Raw genomic sequence first — 16700 nt, 5'->3', positions numbered from 1 at the left:
ATTAATAAATAGAAGGCAAGCATTTTCTAACTAAAGCCTTTTAAGCTGCTGGAGCTACAAGAGTTTTTTCTTTTTCTGTTAATAAAATATAATCTTTCATTACTTTAATTGTTTCTTCTAATTGTAAATCATTTAAACCAAAGAATAAAGTAGGCTCTCCTAGTTCGTCTTTTTTTGCTATTTCTTTCAAGAAATTCTGATAGTTTTTATTAGTGGCAACTCGCAGTTCTGCATTTTTTTTCAAAAGACTTAAGTTTTTAATAGGTAGAACAGACTGCCTATCTTCTTGGTAAAGTTTGCTAACCCTTTGTTTATGGATAAAAGGAATATCAGCAAGATTATCTTCAAAATGAGGTTCAATATGATCTGTTTCTACAGGAAACTTGGAATATTTCTCTCCAATTTCTAATTCAGATAACACTCCAGGAAGCACAATATCACTTGTTACTCCAACGAGTTGAGGGCTTTTCCCTGAAGCTGTATAATATCTACCTCTAGTTACTTTATACTCTCCCTTAGGGTTTACTTTACCAAAATTATTGCATTCTAGAGTGAAGGTTTGAAAGGTTCCTTTCCCAAATGTTTCAGGATCGCCTATAATAAGGGCTCTTCCATAATCTTTAAGGGTTTGTGCTACAATTTCTGAAGAGGAAGCGCTCATGCGATTGGTAAGGACAATTAACGGGCCATCCCACTCTTTTTTATTTTCTAAGTTGCGTAAGTGAAAAACCTTATCTTGATTATCCTTAATAGAAACAACGATCCCTTTTGAAAGAAATAAACCACTTACTGCCACAGCCTCGGTTAACAGACCCCCTGCATTATTACGCAGATCAAGAATGACTCCTTTTAAAAGATGATTCTTCTTAATCTCATCTATTGCTTTAGCTAAATCGGTTGCGGAACTGCTATGATTATCTTGGTAAAAGCAAAATAGATGTAAGATAGCAATCACACCATTGCCATAAGGCTCTATCTGCGTTTCTAATCTGGATTCTTTTAAAACAATCTCTCCGCGAATAAGCTCAATTTCTAACTTGTTTTCTTTAAGGTTTTCTCCCTCTTTTACCTCGCGCAGCACTGTTAAAATTACAGAAGATCCCTGAGGACCGCGAATAAGTTCTACAGCTTCTATGATTTCCAGACCTATAATGGGTTCGTTGTTTACAGCGACAATCCGATCCCCAATTTTTAGCTTATTAGGAAGGCTAGCCGGGCTTTTCTCTAGAATATGCACTACTGTAAGCCCATTAAGATCATCTCTTAACTGTGCTCCAATTCCAAATAAACGTTGTTGTACTTGAATCATAAATTGGCTGGCTTCAGCAGGAGTAAAATAGATGGTTTGAGAATCTAAAGCTGAGCTTATGGATTTAAGAACATAGGATAGAATAATGCGTAATCTTTCCTGATCTGTTTTTCCTTTTAAATCGTTTTCTCGACAGATTCTTCTTTTTGTTAATCTTTGCATAAACCGATCGCGGATATCTGGGTCTATTTTTGCTGCCGTACGAAGCTGTAGAGATTTAATTCGCAATAGGCGTTCTTTCAATGAATCTACATTTTTTGCCCATGTAACATCTTTAAATTCTAAGTGAGAAACATCTTCAGGAAGGGGGGTGTTTTCCAGCTGTTTTTCTAGAGAATTTCTTCTTTCAATAGCAAGTATCATTTGACGGTGTATTTCTTCAAAAACAGTAAATTTTTCTAGTTCATATTCTGCTAAAGCTGTTTTAAGTAGCTCTTTAGAGGGGTCTGTCCACTTAACTATTTCATAATCAAGAAGATAAGTTTTTAAGGGATCTAGCTCTTCTAAGTAGTTTTTAAGGGCTCTTTTAATGAGTTCAGGGCTCAGCTGTTGATAAGAAACATGGGCTTTTAAAATTTCTTCTGTTTTTAACCTTGTTTCTTTAGCTGTCAATTTAGGGGGCTCTACTGCTTCTAAGGCTATTATCTTAACAATTAATGCGAATATAAGTAGAAAGCGAACCATGATTTAAGTCTTTGATTTTAAGTATAATAAAAACATTTATTTAATATTCTATAATTTTAGCTTATGACAAAGTTAAAGTTTATAGCTAGAAAAAAGCAATTGTCTATTTCCGTTTTTCTAATAGCTATTCTAATTAAAAAAATTAATATATGCTTGATTTCAATTCATTTATATGCCATAATAATTGTTCGAAGTGACAAATAAAATAGTTTAATTACTAATTTTAATCAAATAGCGCCTCTAATTTATTAGTTATTGGTTTTTGCAGTTGATGGGTGCTTCAAGTTTGATAAAAGATATCTTGATTTTTTGGAGGATATATAAAATGGAAAGAGAAGAAATCCAAAGTGGATTAGAGGAATTAAATTCTTCAAGTAAGAAGATTGTGTCGATTACAGAGGCGGCTAAGATCAACAATGTAACACGACAAGCAATCTATGTAGCGATTAAGCAAAAAAAGCTTAAAGCTAAAAAAGATGCAACAAGATGGACAATTGATCTTGCAGATCTTGAATTATATCGTAACGGAAAGTATTCCCGTACGAAATCGATGTATAACGGAGAGCTTTTATTTGATAACCATAAAGGGTTTCATTCCGTTAATCAAGTTGCTCAACTATTAAATGTGCCAGCTCAAAAGGTATACTATGCAACACGCGTAGGACTAATGAAAGCACATCGTAGAGGAGCTGCTTGGGTAGTTCATGTCGATGATATTAAAGAATATCGAGAAAACTATCTGAATAAAAAAGTACAGCGTTTCGAAGCTGTATAAACTTAAATCTGAATCTCATGATTCGAGAGTTCCTATGAAGTTTTTATAAAAACCACTAAGTTTAAGTACTTAGTGGTTTTTATTTTTTACGAGAGAATTAAGAAGCTCGACTAAGTGATTTCCTTATTAGATCCCAAAAACTTACCTAGAATAATGCGTACAATGTCTGAATCTTTCTCAAATTTTTTTAAGAAAGGTAAAAATTGTAATACTAAGCTGTTTTCTTTCACAGCAGCAAGCGTAAGATTTTTATTGCTCTTCAGATTTTCAGAAGCGTACTGTAATAGCCAAGGATCTAGCTGTACAGCCTTAAGCATGAAATCATAATTGTCCTTTAGCCTATCAGAAGCATATTGTAATACATAAGGCTGTTTTTGCATGGCAGCAAGTACAATGGTTTCATGATTTCTTAACTTCTCAGAAGTGTATTGTAAGGACCAAGGATCTAGTTCTATAGCCTTAAGCATAAAATCATAGTTGTTTTTTAACTTTTTAGAAGCAAATTGTAATACTCGAGCATCCTGCTGCACGGCAGCAAGCACAATAACTTCATTATTTCTAAAATCTTCAGAAGTAAGTTCTAATACCCAAGGGTTCTTCTGTACGGCCTTAAGCATAAAATCATAGTTGTTTCTTAACTTTTTTGAAGCGAATTTTAAAGGTAAGGCATCGTTTTCTATGGCAAAAAGAACAACTTCAGGATCTTTTTTTAGTTTTCTAGAAGCAAAAAGTAATCCCACACCATTATTTTTAGTTCTGAAGATAGAAATCATGGCATCTTTATTGTTTCTCTTATCTTTGTAGAAAGAGGTAAGCTCTTTAAAACGCTTTTCTATAAAGGCTTCTACGACGGTTTCATTTTTCTTTAATTCTTCAGAAGCAAGATTAAACGCTCTGCTACCTTCTTTTTTTATTTTAGCAAGCATAAATTTTTTATCGGTTATTGGAGCAGGTTGCGGGCTCGAGAGGGAATCGTTAAGATAGAGAGTTTCAAATGTTGTATAGATAGAGGTCATTTGCCTTCCTTTTGATTTTATAGTAATTATTTAAAATGGAAAGCAAAGCATTATATTATAGTTATATTAGTAATGGAATTATTGTAATTAATTTTATCTGTTTAAAGTTATTAATCGATTAATTATTTAGAATAAACTATAAGAGATTCATACAAAAATAGAGTTACTATTTGTCTTTACGCAATTTCAAGCTGTAAGGGGGCTAAATTTTAAAATATTTATTTATACTATTATTAATTATAAAAGTTTATGTTTTAAATTTAATTTTAAATATATTTGTTTAATTTAATTGATATGATTTTTATTAAAATTTAATTTTTCATATACATATAATTTATGGTTCTGCTAAAAAACAAAAATTTGTTGAAATAAATAAGATTGTTTTTGCTATGGACTAAAAAACGCTTAAGATACACTTAGGAGCTATTAAATTGATTTGCTTTCAAAAGCTTTAAATTTTTATTTAATCGTAATTTTTTATTTTTATAAAAAATAGAATATATAAATATAAAATGTTAATTATGTTTTTATAATATTCACTGTTTAGTTTAAAATTAAAGTAGCAGTAAAGATAATTTTTTTGCTTCTAACAAAATAATATGTACTTTTTATAATTAATTATAACTATAAATCAGAGGTGTCTCTATGAACTCAATCGAATGTGCAGAAGGGGAAAAAAAATTTGTAACGCTGTCAGAAGCGGCAAAAATTAATAAGGTGACACGTCAAGCTATTTATGTGGCGATTAAACAAAAAAAGTTAAAAGCTTATAAAAATCCAACTCGTTGGATTATCGACATAGAGGATTTGGATCAATATAAAAAAATGAAATACTCTCGTTCTAAATCTATGCATAACGGGGAGTTACTATTTGATAATAAACAAGGATATTATTCGATTCAACAGGCGGCTAAGCTATTAAAAGTACCTTATCAAAAAATTTATTATGCAACGCGTATTGGTCTATTAAAAGCCTGTCGCAAAGGATCTGCATGGATTGTACATATTGATAATATTAAACAATATCAAAGTTGCTATCTGAATAAAATGATTTCTAATATAGATGAGGATGTTTCCTGATTTATTAAAAAATTCAAAACAAACGCATCAATATCATGAGATGCGTTTGTGCTTTTAAGGGAAGCTAGCAAGCTGAAAGTCGCGAATTTGTAACTGGATGCTTGATTTATTTAAGAAGTTATTGATATGAGGAGTAAATGCAATATGTAACATGAGTTTTTTCTTAAGTAGACGCTGTCTCTTGTCGGCCATTCCAAAAGCAATGCCTTCTAGCATGCGATCTTGTTGTTCAAGATAGAGCTTAAGATGGGTCTTTCCAACAATTTTTGGAGGCCAAATCTGCTTAGCATCGCAATAGAGGATCGGAGCAGGGTTTTCATTCCCAAAAGGCTCAAGCAAATTAAAGGACTCCATAAAATCAAAGGTTAAATCTCCAAATTGAATATTTGCATTTAGATAGATTTTAGCAATGATGTCCTGATCTTTAAGGTGAAGATTAGCGGCTTTTATAAATTGCTCTTTAAAAGCGGGAATGTTTTCTTCCTTAATGGTGAGACCTGCTGCAAAATCATGACCACCAAAGTTCTCCAAGAGATCGCTACTCTCACGCAAATGTTGTAAAAGAGGAAATTCAGGGATTGTTCTTATAGAGCCCTTTCCTAAGCCTTGGTCAATAGAAATAACCACAGTTGGTCTATTATATTGCTTAGCAATACGAGCAGTGATAATGGGAATGATTCCAGGATGCCATTTATCAGAAGAAATGACAATAGCTTTTTGATGAAGTATTTGAGGGTTACGTAAAATATATTGTTCTACATCTTCAGAATCCCGTCTTTCAATTTTTTGTCTTTCAATATTATTTAAGTCTAATTCCTTTGCTAGGGCTTCTGCTGCATTAGCATCTCGAATCAATAAAAGCTCCACCCCTTTAAGAGGATCTGCGATTCTTCCTAAGCTATTGAGACGAGGAGCTACTTTAGAAGCAATATCAATAGGAGTGATCTCTCCTGGCTTGAGACTGCAAATAGAAAATAGTTTGGCAAGGCCAATTCTTCTGGATTTTCGCATTTGACGTAGACCATAACGCACAAGAATTCTGTTTTCTCCTAAAAGAGAACCCATATCAGCAATTGTCCCTAAAGCAACCAAATCCAGGTAGTGTTTAAGATCAATTTTTATAGGGCTAATAGATCCATTTGCAATCAAGGTTTTTGTAGTAGCATGAGCTAATTTGAAAGCAACGCCTACTCCGGTAAGATGTCGATAAGGATAAGTGCTATTAAGTAACTTGGGATTTAACGTGGCAATACAGTGAGGTAGTTTTGCGGTGGGTTCATGGTGATCTGTTACAATTACATCAATTTTTTTTTTAACTGCTTCTTCAATTTCATTAGCAGCAGTAATGCCGCAGTCTACTGTAATGATTAATTTACACTCTTTTTGCAAAGCAAAATCAATAGCGTCAAGGATTAAACTTTGTTTAAGTGAATTGCGGTTAGGTATGTAGAAAAAAACATTTCCGCCAATAAATCTTAAAAATTCTGTTAAAAGAGCCGTTGCTGTAATCCCATCGACATCATTATCTCCATAGATAAGAATATTTTCGTTCTGAGAAAGAGCTTGCAGTACTCGGTGTACTGCTTTATCCATATCAGGAAAGAGATGAGGATCAAACAGATGGGGGAGTTTGGCATATAAAAAATCATGTATTTCTTCTAGAGTTTTAAAATTTCTAGAAGCTAGAACATAGGCTATAACAGGATGAATGCTAAACTCTTTAATAATTGTTTTATGCCATTCTGGATCAACTTTGGGATAAACCCATATAGGATCGCAGTAGTTTAATATCATGCATGTATCCTATCGCTCATTTAATTTCATTTTGCTTAATTTCTGTAATTCCCATTCGTAAAAAAACTTCATCAGAGGGGCTGCAATGAACAATGATGATAGAGTTCCAAAAATAACACCAATAACCATAACTAAAGAAAATCCAAACAAAGTAGATCCTCCTAAAAATAACAGAGGAACTAGTACAAGTAAGGTGGTTCCTGATGTCATGAGGGTTCTGCTCAAAGTTACATTCAAGGAGTGATTCATGATGTCAATTAAGCTCATTTTACGCATAAATTGCATATCTTCTCGAATTCTATCGAAAACGATAATTGTATCATTCAAAGAGTATCCAATAATGGTCATAAGCGCTGCAATTGTATTCAGATCAATTTGAATGGGAACATGTAACTTATGTAAGATGGCAATAGCTGCTAAAGTAAAGAATAGATCGTGGGCTAAACATAGAATAGCGCTAATTGCATAATTAAACTCAAAGCGGATAGTAATGTATATAAGAATACATAGCATGGCGATACTAATTCCAATCAAAGCATTATTACGCATTGTGTCGGATAGTTGCCCACTTACCTCTGTCCATTGCTTATTTAAGCTTTGCAGGCTAGAAGGGGTTAATGAAAGCCCTGATTTTTCTAATGATTGCACAACCCATACAATTTTTGGGTTGGTTTGATAAGGGTAATTAGATTCTTTTAAGGTGTATTCAAGAGGCAGATTTGCAAAAGGATGACCCTCTTCCTGTAAGCTCCTACTTAAAAAGATACGAACCTGATTATTTGGAGTAAGCTCTCTTATCTGTACTTCATTATTTGTAGCACCGGCATGTATAAGAGCTTTTTCTATAGATTGCCGATAATTGTTTTCTGTATGAGGAGTTAGTTCAACGGTAAGCGCATAACCTCCTCTAAAATCCATACCAAAAATGGTATTGCGTTGAGTAACTAGCATAAAAGAGCCAATGAGAATCACGCAAAAAGAAAGAAATAATGCGGGTTTTGCATATTTAAAAAAATTGAAGTCTTTTATTTTAAACCAATTTAACATGTTCAATTTTTTGTGATTTGGATTCTCTACCCATTTAGAGAAGAAGAAGCGTGTCATGAAAAGTGCAGTGAACATGGAAGAGAGGATTCCAATAATCATGGTAACAGCAAAAGCTTTAATAGGTCCTGAATCAAAATTCAGTAGAACTAAAGCTGCAATAATTGTAGTGACATTAGAATCTAGAATTGCAGAAAAGGCTTTGCGATAGCCTGCATGAATAGCCATAGCAATACGACCTGTTGCCTGAAACTCTTCACGAATCCTTTCAAAGACTAAGACGTTTGCATCAACTGCCATACCAACTGTTAAAATAATCCCTGCAATTCCAGCTAAACTTAAAGTTGCTTGTAGGTTTTGCAATGTAGCCCATAAAATCAATAGGTTAAAAATCACAGCGATTGAAGCAATCATTCCACCAAAGCGGTAGTAACTTACCATAGCTGCTATAACAAGGGATAAGGCAAGCATGGTTGCAATAATACCTTGCATTCTCTCTTTAGCCCCTAGCTCTGGAGACACATTTTTCTCAGCCAGGATATGAGGCGTGAAACTTAAAGAACCTGCTTTAAGATCAGCTTCTAATTGGCTAATTTCTCTTTGAGTAAAGCTTCCAGTAATCATTCCGCTATCTTTTAGCTCTGAATCCAAAGTAGGGGAGCTAATTACAGAACCATTGAGAATAACAGCCATGCGCCAGCCTCTTCCTGCAGAAAAAGTTTCTTTAGCCGTGCCTTGAATTTTTTCTTTAGAGAACTGAGAGGTCCAAGCCAGCAGATTATCTCGGGGATATTGCTTAATTCCTGATTTATCTGTGAAGGCGCCTTTAACGGAAAATGCAAGGAAATTTCCTTTTGAAGGATCATAAGAGGCATGAATATCTTCTAAATTAGAACCTTCTAAAGCAAAGTTGCGAAACACAATAAGTAAAGGATGAGTTTGTCCATTCCAGCTGGTAAAGTCGCTTCCCCTAAGCATAGCAATTTTAGAATAGGTCTCATTAAAGCTGCTGTTTATAGAGCCGCTAAGAGCAAAACGCAATCCATTTTCATAAAGTGTTTTAGCGGCTTCAGAACGAGGTTGTACTAATTCTGAGTCCAGAGAATCACCATATAAATGTTTGCTTGCAATGAGATGGATATCTTCAATATCTTTACAGTTGGTAACTACAGCTTCATTCCAAATTTCTTGTAAAAATTTTTGCGTAGCATCAGCTAATTCTGTGTTATTCGAGCTAAACTTTTCGTTAACTATTTGAAAATACATCGTAGAGGATTTTACAAGATCACTAGCCGATAACCCTTGTGCGCCGGGAAAATCTAGTGCAATAGTATTGCCTTCTTGGCGAATATTTACCTCTGATACGCCCATTTTGTTTATACGAGCATATAGCTCATTGATTCCTTGTTTGATATCTATCGGGTCTACTACTGTTTTTCCGTTATGATCAACGAGCTCTAGTTGAACGGTTTTACCACCTGAGAGATCTAAGCCCCAGTGTAAAATCTTACGATCATCACCTCTGAAATATTTTTTTAAGCTTAAGCAGAAATTATTCCAATAAATGTTATGAACAGGTTTTGGTACATCGTATTTAGTAACGCCTCTGGCTTGATTTTGGGCAGCAAAATAATCGTCTCGCCATTTAAGTAGGTCTTCGTGCATTTGGTTGAGAATTTTATTTTCAGTAAGTAGCCTTTGCTCAAGATTAGTAAACTCTAATAGGGCAAAACGTTTTGTGCCAGAAACTTTAAAATTTTCTCTTGTTGATTTCAGTAGGGTTTGATAGTAATTCTCCTGTTCAAAAATCAGATCCTGACTAAATTCAGGATCAAAGGCATAACCTGCTGTAGAATAATCTACAAAACCGCTCTTTTGCAAAATTTCACGGAGCTGATTAAAATCTTGAATAAATTGGTTGGTTTGAGCGGACTGGCTCTCGCTCTGTAAACGGGATAAAATTTTATCCATGCCCTTAGCGATTACATAAATAGAATGGGTGCGAAATCCTGGTACAGGAGCTGTATCATAGCTAGCTGGCGCATAGACAACTAGAGCTAGTTTTTTCTCTGCAGGCGGAAGGGCTTGGTAAGTTTCGTAGTCATAAATAGGCAACGCGTTGCGTTGCAAATCAGGGTGAATGGGGTACCAAAAGCGTAAAAGCGTTTCTTTAATTTGGGAAGACATTTTGTGCGCAATTTGGCCTAGGTTCATAGCAAGAAAGCTTTTGCTATCAGCTAATTGATTTAATGTGATTTCAAAACGGCCTTGAAAAGGAGAAATCACCTCATCTGATGATCTTGCAATGAAAGCGATTTCATTGTACATCAACTGATCTGCTTGATCCGCTAAATAAGAAGGCTGTAGGCTTTTTTCTCTGAGTGTTTCTACATCTTCATAAAGGTCTAAAAAGATTTTTTCCTGATTCCAATCAACAGAAACACTTTTAATAAAAGGATTAAATCCTTCTAGAACAATTGTTTGAATGTTATCAGTTGTTATTTGCTGTTTTAAATCTTTTTGCAATGCTTCATACGATAAAGGACTTTTAGCTGTAACAAATAGATCAAGATGTTTTTTGATGACTTGGATAGCTTGTTTAAGAGCTTGCGTTTTATCATTTAAGGATTCAAGTCTTTGCTGTTCTAAAGTAGTTAAAAATATAGCTGTTTTTTCCGCTTGTATACCTTTATTTTGCAGCTGCTCTTTTTCTTTTAAGAATTTTGTCTGTAGAGAATCTAAGCTTTGAATCCAGTTTTGCATAAAACTATAGCGATCGTCTAAGTTACATTGAGTAAAGCTAGCAAAGTAGCGCTTAGTGATTAAAGAGCTTTCCCCATATACATTGGTAAAGCTAAGAATATTTTTAGCAATTTGTACAAACTGATCTTCTTGGACCACTCCTGTTTGTTTTAAAGCATTTTGTAGGTAAAGAGCATTTTGTGTAGAGCCGGCAATAGAAGAGGCTATTTGTAGAGCACGGTCTTGGACAATTTCTTCATAAAAGGGGGTTGGTTTTCCTAAAGAGTCCAACTTGTGGGAGAATTGATAATAGGTATGCGTATCAAAATGGATAGGAATACGTCTTTGTACAATAACCGTTCTGCTATTTATATCGGTATCTTCATGTAAAAATAGCTGTGCGGGTAAAAAAGGAATAAGTTGACCAGCTCTAGGCAAATAATTGCGAAATAGGTTGGCTTCTTCTGTATTTTTAAAAGAAACAGTAATGAGCTGGGGTTGCCGAGCATCAAGAGCTACTGCTTGTGGTTTTACTTCAATCAGATTGCAAAAGGAATACAGCCATTTTTCTGCTTCTTCCTCAAGTCGATTGACTCTTTCAGAGATAGAGACAGCTATTTGCTCTGCTTTTTTTCCTTCGATAGGTTGATTTAAAGGTTTAGTATAATAAAAAACAGTAGGCAATATATTGTATACGGTAAGAGCAATAACAACAAAGATTAGATATAACTGCCATTTTTTTTGCTTTTTCATGTAAATTCCCAATTGAGATCTAAAAGATTTTAACAGATTTAGAATACGGATAGTGTTCGATTCTGTCTATTAAAGAATTTTTTTATGATAGCTAAAGCTCCTTAAGTTTAAAGATGAGCTCAAAAGACTTTATTTTAAAATATAGGTGGTTTTTAAGCATTTTTACCTAAGCTTCAAGAAGCTTTAAGTCTTGTATATTATTTAAAATTTTAATAAGAGATTGCTTAAATTTATGAAAAGACTTGAATTAACTCTTGCCCTTCTGCTTTTATTTTTTTTATTTCTAGATTAAGCTCGCTCACGATAAAGGGATATTGTTCAAAATCTTCAATAGAAACTTCTACAAATCCTTTTTTAGAACGTAAAGGTATATAGCCCATGTTGTCATTATATTGATCTTGATTATGTTGTTTTCTATGGACTTCATAGCTATGAAATTTTATCCCTTTTTTAATATGTTCTACTCCATGAGGATAATCTTTATTCTTTTCAAGAAGGGTCTCTATTGTATTTGGGTCTGTTTTAAAATAACTAACATCATATGCTTGTAAAACACCTTTTTTAAAAAAGTCACAAACTGCTTCTGAAGCATCTTTTATGCCGTTAGCATCATTTAGCGTGTAAATTTCTTCGAAGATTTGTTTAAGATTAGCAATAAATTCTTCTGGGTTTTGTAATTCTTTCGATTGTAAAAGAGTTTTTCGATATCTCAATATGGAATCATATCGACTTCCTCCCTCATTACCCAGATTAAATCCTTCAGGTATTTTTTCTCTTGTAGAAGGAGAAATATCATAGCATTTGAGATAGGTTTCAAATGTATTGCGATCATAAACAGTTTTACGATCTATAGGATCTGTAATTACGCTGCGAGGAGCCCTTCCTGAAATGGGACATTGAACCTTACAGAGGATTGGATCGGTATCTTGTATGCTTTCACGGTATTGCGGTAAATGAAAACTAATAGAGTCGGTTGCTTTTTCTTCTAAAAGTTTCCAGAACTTGATCTTTTCTGTAATGCTAAAAAGAGGAAATGGAGGGTTACTAGGTACAGCATGGAATAATTCTTGAGCAGCTGAGTACTCCAGTTTTCTATTTAAGACATCTAATAACTCCTGATTGGGCACCTAAACGAGATATTCTCATATGTTGATTGATCAAACGCAGAACAGGTTCGGTGCTTGCAAGCTTAAATCCTAGTTCACTCATAATAAAATCTAGCCCCCGGTTGCTATTTATGAATTTTATCAGGATAAATCTACTGCTAAATAGAGCATAACAAACAGCCATCTTTAAAAATCCGTATGAATAACTATCTTTAAACCCTATAACCTTTGCCAATCCTGGTGTAATTAATGTAGCAAGCCACATGTGAGAAACTATGATCGAAGTTGTTTTAAAAGCGAGTTTAAGTCTAGTTGGGTAATTAAATCCTTGTAGAGCAGATTTAAAGGCAAAAAATCTTGCTCGAACACGATCAACCCTTGATTCGAGATTAGAGGGTTCTGATGTTAAGTATTCAACTCCTTTAGGAATAGCATACCAAGAGGCTGATGCAAGAATTATTTGAGTCATTTTTTTCATTCCTTAGCGATTATTGATTATAGTTAATGTAAAGATGAGCTTGCTTCAGGAGTTGGGTTTGCAAAAGCTTCAATTAACTCTTCTTTTTTTGTTTTAATTTTTTCTATTTCTAGATTAAGTTCATTTATTATAAAACGAGATTGATCGATTTCTTGAAGAGAGATGCTTTGGAAAGTTTCCTCTTTTCTATCATTTAGATCTTGGTTATGTCTTCTCTTACAAGCCTCACAAGAATCTAAAGTATTAAGGTAGGAAATGTCATATGCATCTAAAACTCCCTTTTGAAAAAAGTCACGAACCATTTCTGAAGCGGTTTTTATGTCAGATGCCTTATTTAGAGTGCAAATTTCTTCGAAGATTTGTTTAAGATTAGCGATAAATTCTTCTTCTTCTGAGTTTTGTAATTCTCCTGATTGCAAGAGGGCTTTTCGATATCTCAATATGGAATCATATCGACTCCCTCCCTCATATTTTACATCAAAGTTTTCAGGAATTTCTTCTCTTGTAATAGGGGAGGTTCTGCTATGTTCAAGCCAAATTTTAAAACTCTCATAGTCATAAACCGTTTTTTCATTGGTCGGATCTGTAATTGTTCTTCGAATAGCTCTCAATGAAATAGGGCATTGGATTTGATTGAGAATCGGATCAGTATCATATATATCCTCAGCATAGTTAGGTAATTCTTGAAGGACTGATTGCATATTTGCGATATAATGCCTGCGCGATTTTATACGATCTATGATGCTCATTCCTATTTGAATCAACATACTATCTAGGAAATTCATGCTAAGTGCACCTTCTAATTCATTTGCTCTTATTCCTTCATTTGTTGCTATGTTGATCGTTCTTGCTGCAGCACTGAATATGCTATCAAATAACTCATCTGCTGCAGATTGATCGTAAAGTTGTACCCTATCTAAGGGAATTAAAGAGGTGTCATAACGTCCATCAACTTCAGATCTAATAGTACCTTCTTCCAAACGTACTGATAAATTTGTAGCCCTTAACAAATCGTAGGCATCTAAGTGTCGTAGTCTCTTGTCTAAGATAGATATAAGTTGATCGCTAGCTAAACATTCTGGCAGAAGGCTTCTTATGAAACGTAATGTGCGAACTTTAGTAAAATCTAAAGAAGAAAGGATATTGATACACCTTAATCCCCATAGGCTTGTCATATATTCTAATGCAGCATCACTACTCATGAATTTTATGCAATTAGGCTTGCTAAGCTTGCAAGCAAATAACATATGACAGGTAAATACTCGCCAAAATATATAATCCAAGCCTTTAACAGGTATGATTTTTTGAAAAATAGGCGCGATTAATATAGCAAGCCACATATTGGAGCAATATATAGATACCGTACCTCTAAGGTTTTTAATAAGAGGATTTGTGTTAGCAAGTTCGCTTAGAGTAGATTTATAAATAAAAAGTCTTGCTCGAACACGACTAACCCTTGATTCAAGGCTAGAGGGTCTAGATGTTAAGTAGTCTATTCCCTTAGGAAGAGCATACCAAGCAGCTGATGTAAGAATGATTTGCGCCATATTTTTTTCTATCTATTATTTTTTTATAAATATTTTTATATTTGTATTAGGCCTTAGCTTGTGCTAAATCAACTTTAAGAAGTTTGAGAGCTTCTTCTAGTGCTTTTTTTTGCATTTTATAATCGAGATATTTTTCTTGAGCATCTTTCTTGAATTGAGGATTTGATGAGGCCTTTTTAAGCTCATTTACCACTTCTCTTGTCTCTTCTATATCGATTATGGTGGATTCAGGACCGAATGGAAGAGATGCAGGCCATCTAGGAGGGCATATGCCATCTTCTAAAGCATGCTGTAAATTTTTCCATTCGTAATAGATGGGTTTGCTGTTATTTGATGCTCGTACAACCACCACTTTACGAATAGGTTTGCCAGAGATTCTACACATTCTTTTTTGGAAAACGGCTTCTCCATGCAAAAGAAAGGGGATTGTATCGAAATGAGTGATATCTTCTTCGTCTATAATGGTTTTGCATTCTCTTAGCTTGCTTCTTACAGTTTGCAATAGTTCATGAATGTGTTGGTTTAATAAATTTAGTATTTCGAAGTCGCTACATTCTCCTTGAAGAGTTTTTTTATATCTCTCTAGTAGATCTTGATAAAACTTTTGTGCATTCATTGATTGGCTATTTGTAGCTTCTTGAGCGTTTTGAACAATTTCTGTTGGGATATTTGTTTGTTGACTATTCATAGCAGATCGAGTTTGTAGAGCATTTCTAGTAATTTGTGAAGTATATGAAATTTTTCTATGAAGTTTTTTTAATGCAGATAAGGCCATTTTTCTATGAGTATACAATATTTCAGCGGTTTCCATAATATTGACAGCGGTATTCAATTCCTCTCTGTTATGTGCTATTTGCTGCATTTTAAGTGTATATTTTGCACCAGAGACAGCTATTTCCCAATCCCATATATTTGGATTTTCAAATGCGTGGAGAGCATCCATTCCCCCTCGTGTAAGAATGGCAATGCTTGCTAATCGTTGTAAGTTTTCTCTTGGTAGAATACTAACCTTATGAGCTAATATCTGTGATTCAGTGCTCATATTTATTCCAGCTAATAAAATAGAAGCTGTTTTTTTTGTTGTGCTCATATTAGGGTCTTCATAAATTTTATTGATTTGATGCCATCCTGAAAAGGTGCGATATGCGGAGGGGATTAAATCAAAAACATATTTTAGAGATTGACCTACTACGTTAAAAGCTCCAGATACTTGATCTATGGATGGGATGCTCATATCTTTTCCTCTATTTTTCTATAAATGTTAAGGGTTGCTTGTTTCGACTTGTAATTGTTGTTGCAAAAGAGGACTTGTTTCGAGATACTGCCATAGTTTAGAACTGTGCTCTCTAAGCCTATCTTCAATAATAAATTGTATGTCTGGGCGGTCAATCAGCTGATCAGCTGTCAATGGCTCCCTTGTTATCGGAGATAAAGATCTGACCATTAAACTATTTACAATAGCTGATCTTTCATACAAAGTAGGATTATTTAGTTCTTGTTGACGGTGATGAGTAGTAGGGTCTTCCACAGGATAACGAATCGGTTCGAGTGTAATAGGACAAATATACCTTCGTAATATCAGATCATCATGGAAAGCCGGAGGAATAGGAAAAGAATTTATAACTGCTTCTGCTATTTCTTGTGGATCATCATATTGTCGATTTAGGAATAAATGTCCAAATGCTCTTGCATAGATATTTTCATAGAAACTTCTATATAATTGCCCTGCTGAATTGATTAAACCAAATTCAAAGACCATTTTCATCTTAAAAGCAGTGTTAATTCGACTTTCTAGTTCTTTGAGTTTCCCTTTTTGCTCTAGTGTAGATTTTAAAGAACTATCTATAGAAGATGTGGGAGTTGTTTCAAAAGCATCATTTAGGCAGTATTTTATTTCATAGGTAGATTTTTCTGCTGATACTCTTATGATATCCGATATAGGAAGGATTACCGCTCTTTCAAGGAACTGTAGTTCGGTTTCTATCTCTCCAGAGCGTTTTGGACCTTTGAAAACTTGAATAAGAAGATTTACATATCTACTTGTAAGCTCTGAATTTTTTAGACAAGCAAGAGCGTGATTATCGCTTGGATTACAGGTTAATTTTTTTATTTCTGTCGCTGAAAATCCAAATAATGCTAATCGATTAGCGACATTTGCAGTTTGTAAAATAGATGATTCAGATTCACTGTATTCATCTACAGCTTGTACAACATGGAGGAAATCAAGAAATGTTGTTACGCATTTGGTTGCAATTCCTATAGAACTACTCATACTGATCTCCTAAGAAGTTAAATAAGGAGATAAAAGTTTAAATTTTAAATGAATAAAAAGCAATTCTTTTAGAAAAGTCGAAAAAAATACTAATCCCTAT

Annotated in this window: 11 protein-coding genes; 2 read left to right on the top strand and 9 right to left on the bottom strand. The window is 34.1% G+C overall.

The features are described 5' to 3' along the window. Window positions 1-40: 40 nt before the first annotated feature. Window positions 41-1993, bottom strand: a complete 1953-nt coding sequence (gene tsp / locus RHTP_RS06130) for a tail-specific protease Tsp (protein ID WP_138107247.1) — start codon at window positions 1991-1993, stop codon at window positions 41-43. 325 nt (window positions 1994-2318) lie between these two features. Between tsp and RHTP_RS06125 the strand changes: the two genes are divergently transcribed. Continuing rightward, window positions 2319-2768 (top strand): helix-turn-helix domain-containing protein, encoded by a 450-nt coding sequence (locus tag RHTP_RS06125; RefSeq protein ID WP_138107246.1) that lies wholly within the window; start codon window positions 2319-2321, stop codon window positions 2766-2768. 110 nt (window positions 2769-2878) lie between these two features. Here RHTP_RS06125 and RHTP_RS06120 read toward each other — a convergent pair whose 3' ends face one another. Continuing rightward, window positions 2879-3784, bottom strand: coding sequence for a DUF4116 domain-containing protein (locus RHTP_RS06120; RefSeq protein WP_138107245.1), 906 nt, complete (start codon window positions 3782-3784; stop codon window positions 2879-2881). A gap of 645 nt (window positions 3785-4429) precedes the next feature. On the opposite strand from RHTP_RS06120, the gene RHTP_RS06115 reads away from it, so the two are divergent. Beyond that, complete coding sequence (locus tag RHTP_RS06115) at window positions 4430-4864, top strand: helix-turn-helix domain-containing protein (protein ID WP_138107244.1); 435 nt, start codon at window positions 4430-4432, stop codon at window positions 4862-4864. A gap of 54 nt (window positions 4865-4918) precedes the next feature. Here RHTP_RS06115 and recJ read toward each other — a convergent pair whose 3' ends face one another. From recJ to RHTP_RS06080, 7 genes are all read right to left on the bottom strand, one after another. After that, the gene (gene recJ / locus RHTP_RS06110; protein ID WP_138107243.1) at window positions 4919-6658 is read right to left on the bottom strand and encodes a single-stranded-DNA-specific exonuclease RecJ; all 1740 of its coding nucleotides are present in this window, start codon (window positions 6656-6658) and stop codon (window positions 4919-4921) included. A gap of 9 nt (window positions 6659-6667) precedes the next feature. Next, window positions 6668-11197, bottom strand: a complete 4530-nt coding sequence (gene secD, locus RHTP_RS06105) for a protein translocase subunit SecD (RefSeq protein WP_138107242.1) — start codon at window positions 11195-11197, stop codon at window positions 6668-6670. 230 nt (window positions 11198-11427) lie between these two features. Further along, window positions 11428-12324 (bottom strand): RING finger protein, encoded by an 897-nt coding sequence (locus RHTP_RS06100; protein WP_138107241.1) that lies wholly within the window; start codon window positions 12322-12324, stop codon window positions 11428-11430. Next, window positions 12290-12772: a hypothetical protein gene (locus RHTP_RS06095; RefSeq protein WP_138107240.1), complete on the bottom strand. Its 483-nt coding sequence runs from the start codon at window positions 12770-12772 to the stop codon at window positions 12290-12292. Before RHTP_RS06095 ends, RHTP_RS06100 begins: the two co-directional genes overlap by 35 nt. 32 nt (window positions 12773-12804) lie before the next feature. Then, the gene (locus RHTP_RS06090) at window positions 12805-14328 is read right to left on the bottom strand and encodes a hypothetical protein (RefSeq protein WP_138107239.1); all 1524 of its coding nucleotides are present in this window, start codon (window positions 14326-14328) and stop codon (window positions 12805-12807) included. A gap of 46 nt (window positions 14329-14374) precedes the next feature. Further along, entirely contained in the window at window positions 14375-15562 is a 1188-nt protein-coding gene (locus RHTP_RS06085; protein WP_138107238.1) for a hypothetical protein, read from the bottom strand. 27 nt (window positions 15563-15589) lie between these two features. Next, the gene (locus RHTP_RS06080) at window positions 15590-16600 is read right to left on the bottom strand and encodes an RING finger protein (protein ID WP_138107237.1); all 1011 of its coding nucleotides are present in this window, start codon (window positions 16598-16600) and stop codon (window positions 15590-15592) included. Between the last annotated feature and the right edge of the window lie 100 nt (window positions 16601-16700).

Source organism: Candidatus Rhabdochlamydia sp. T3358, from assembly GCF_901000775.1.
Classification (GTDB): Bacteria; Chlamydiota; Chlamydiia; order Chlamydiales; family Rhabdochlamydiaceae; genus Rhabdochlamydia.
The sequence above is the reverse complement of the archived record's forward strand: the minus strand, read 5'-3'. Positions and strand labels throughout refer to the sequence as shown.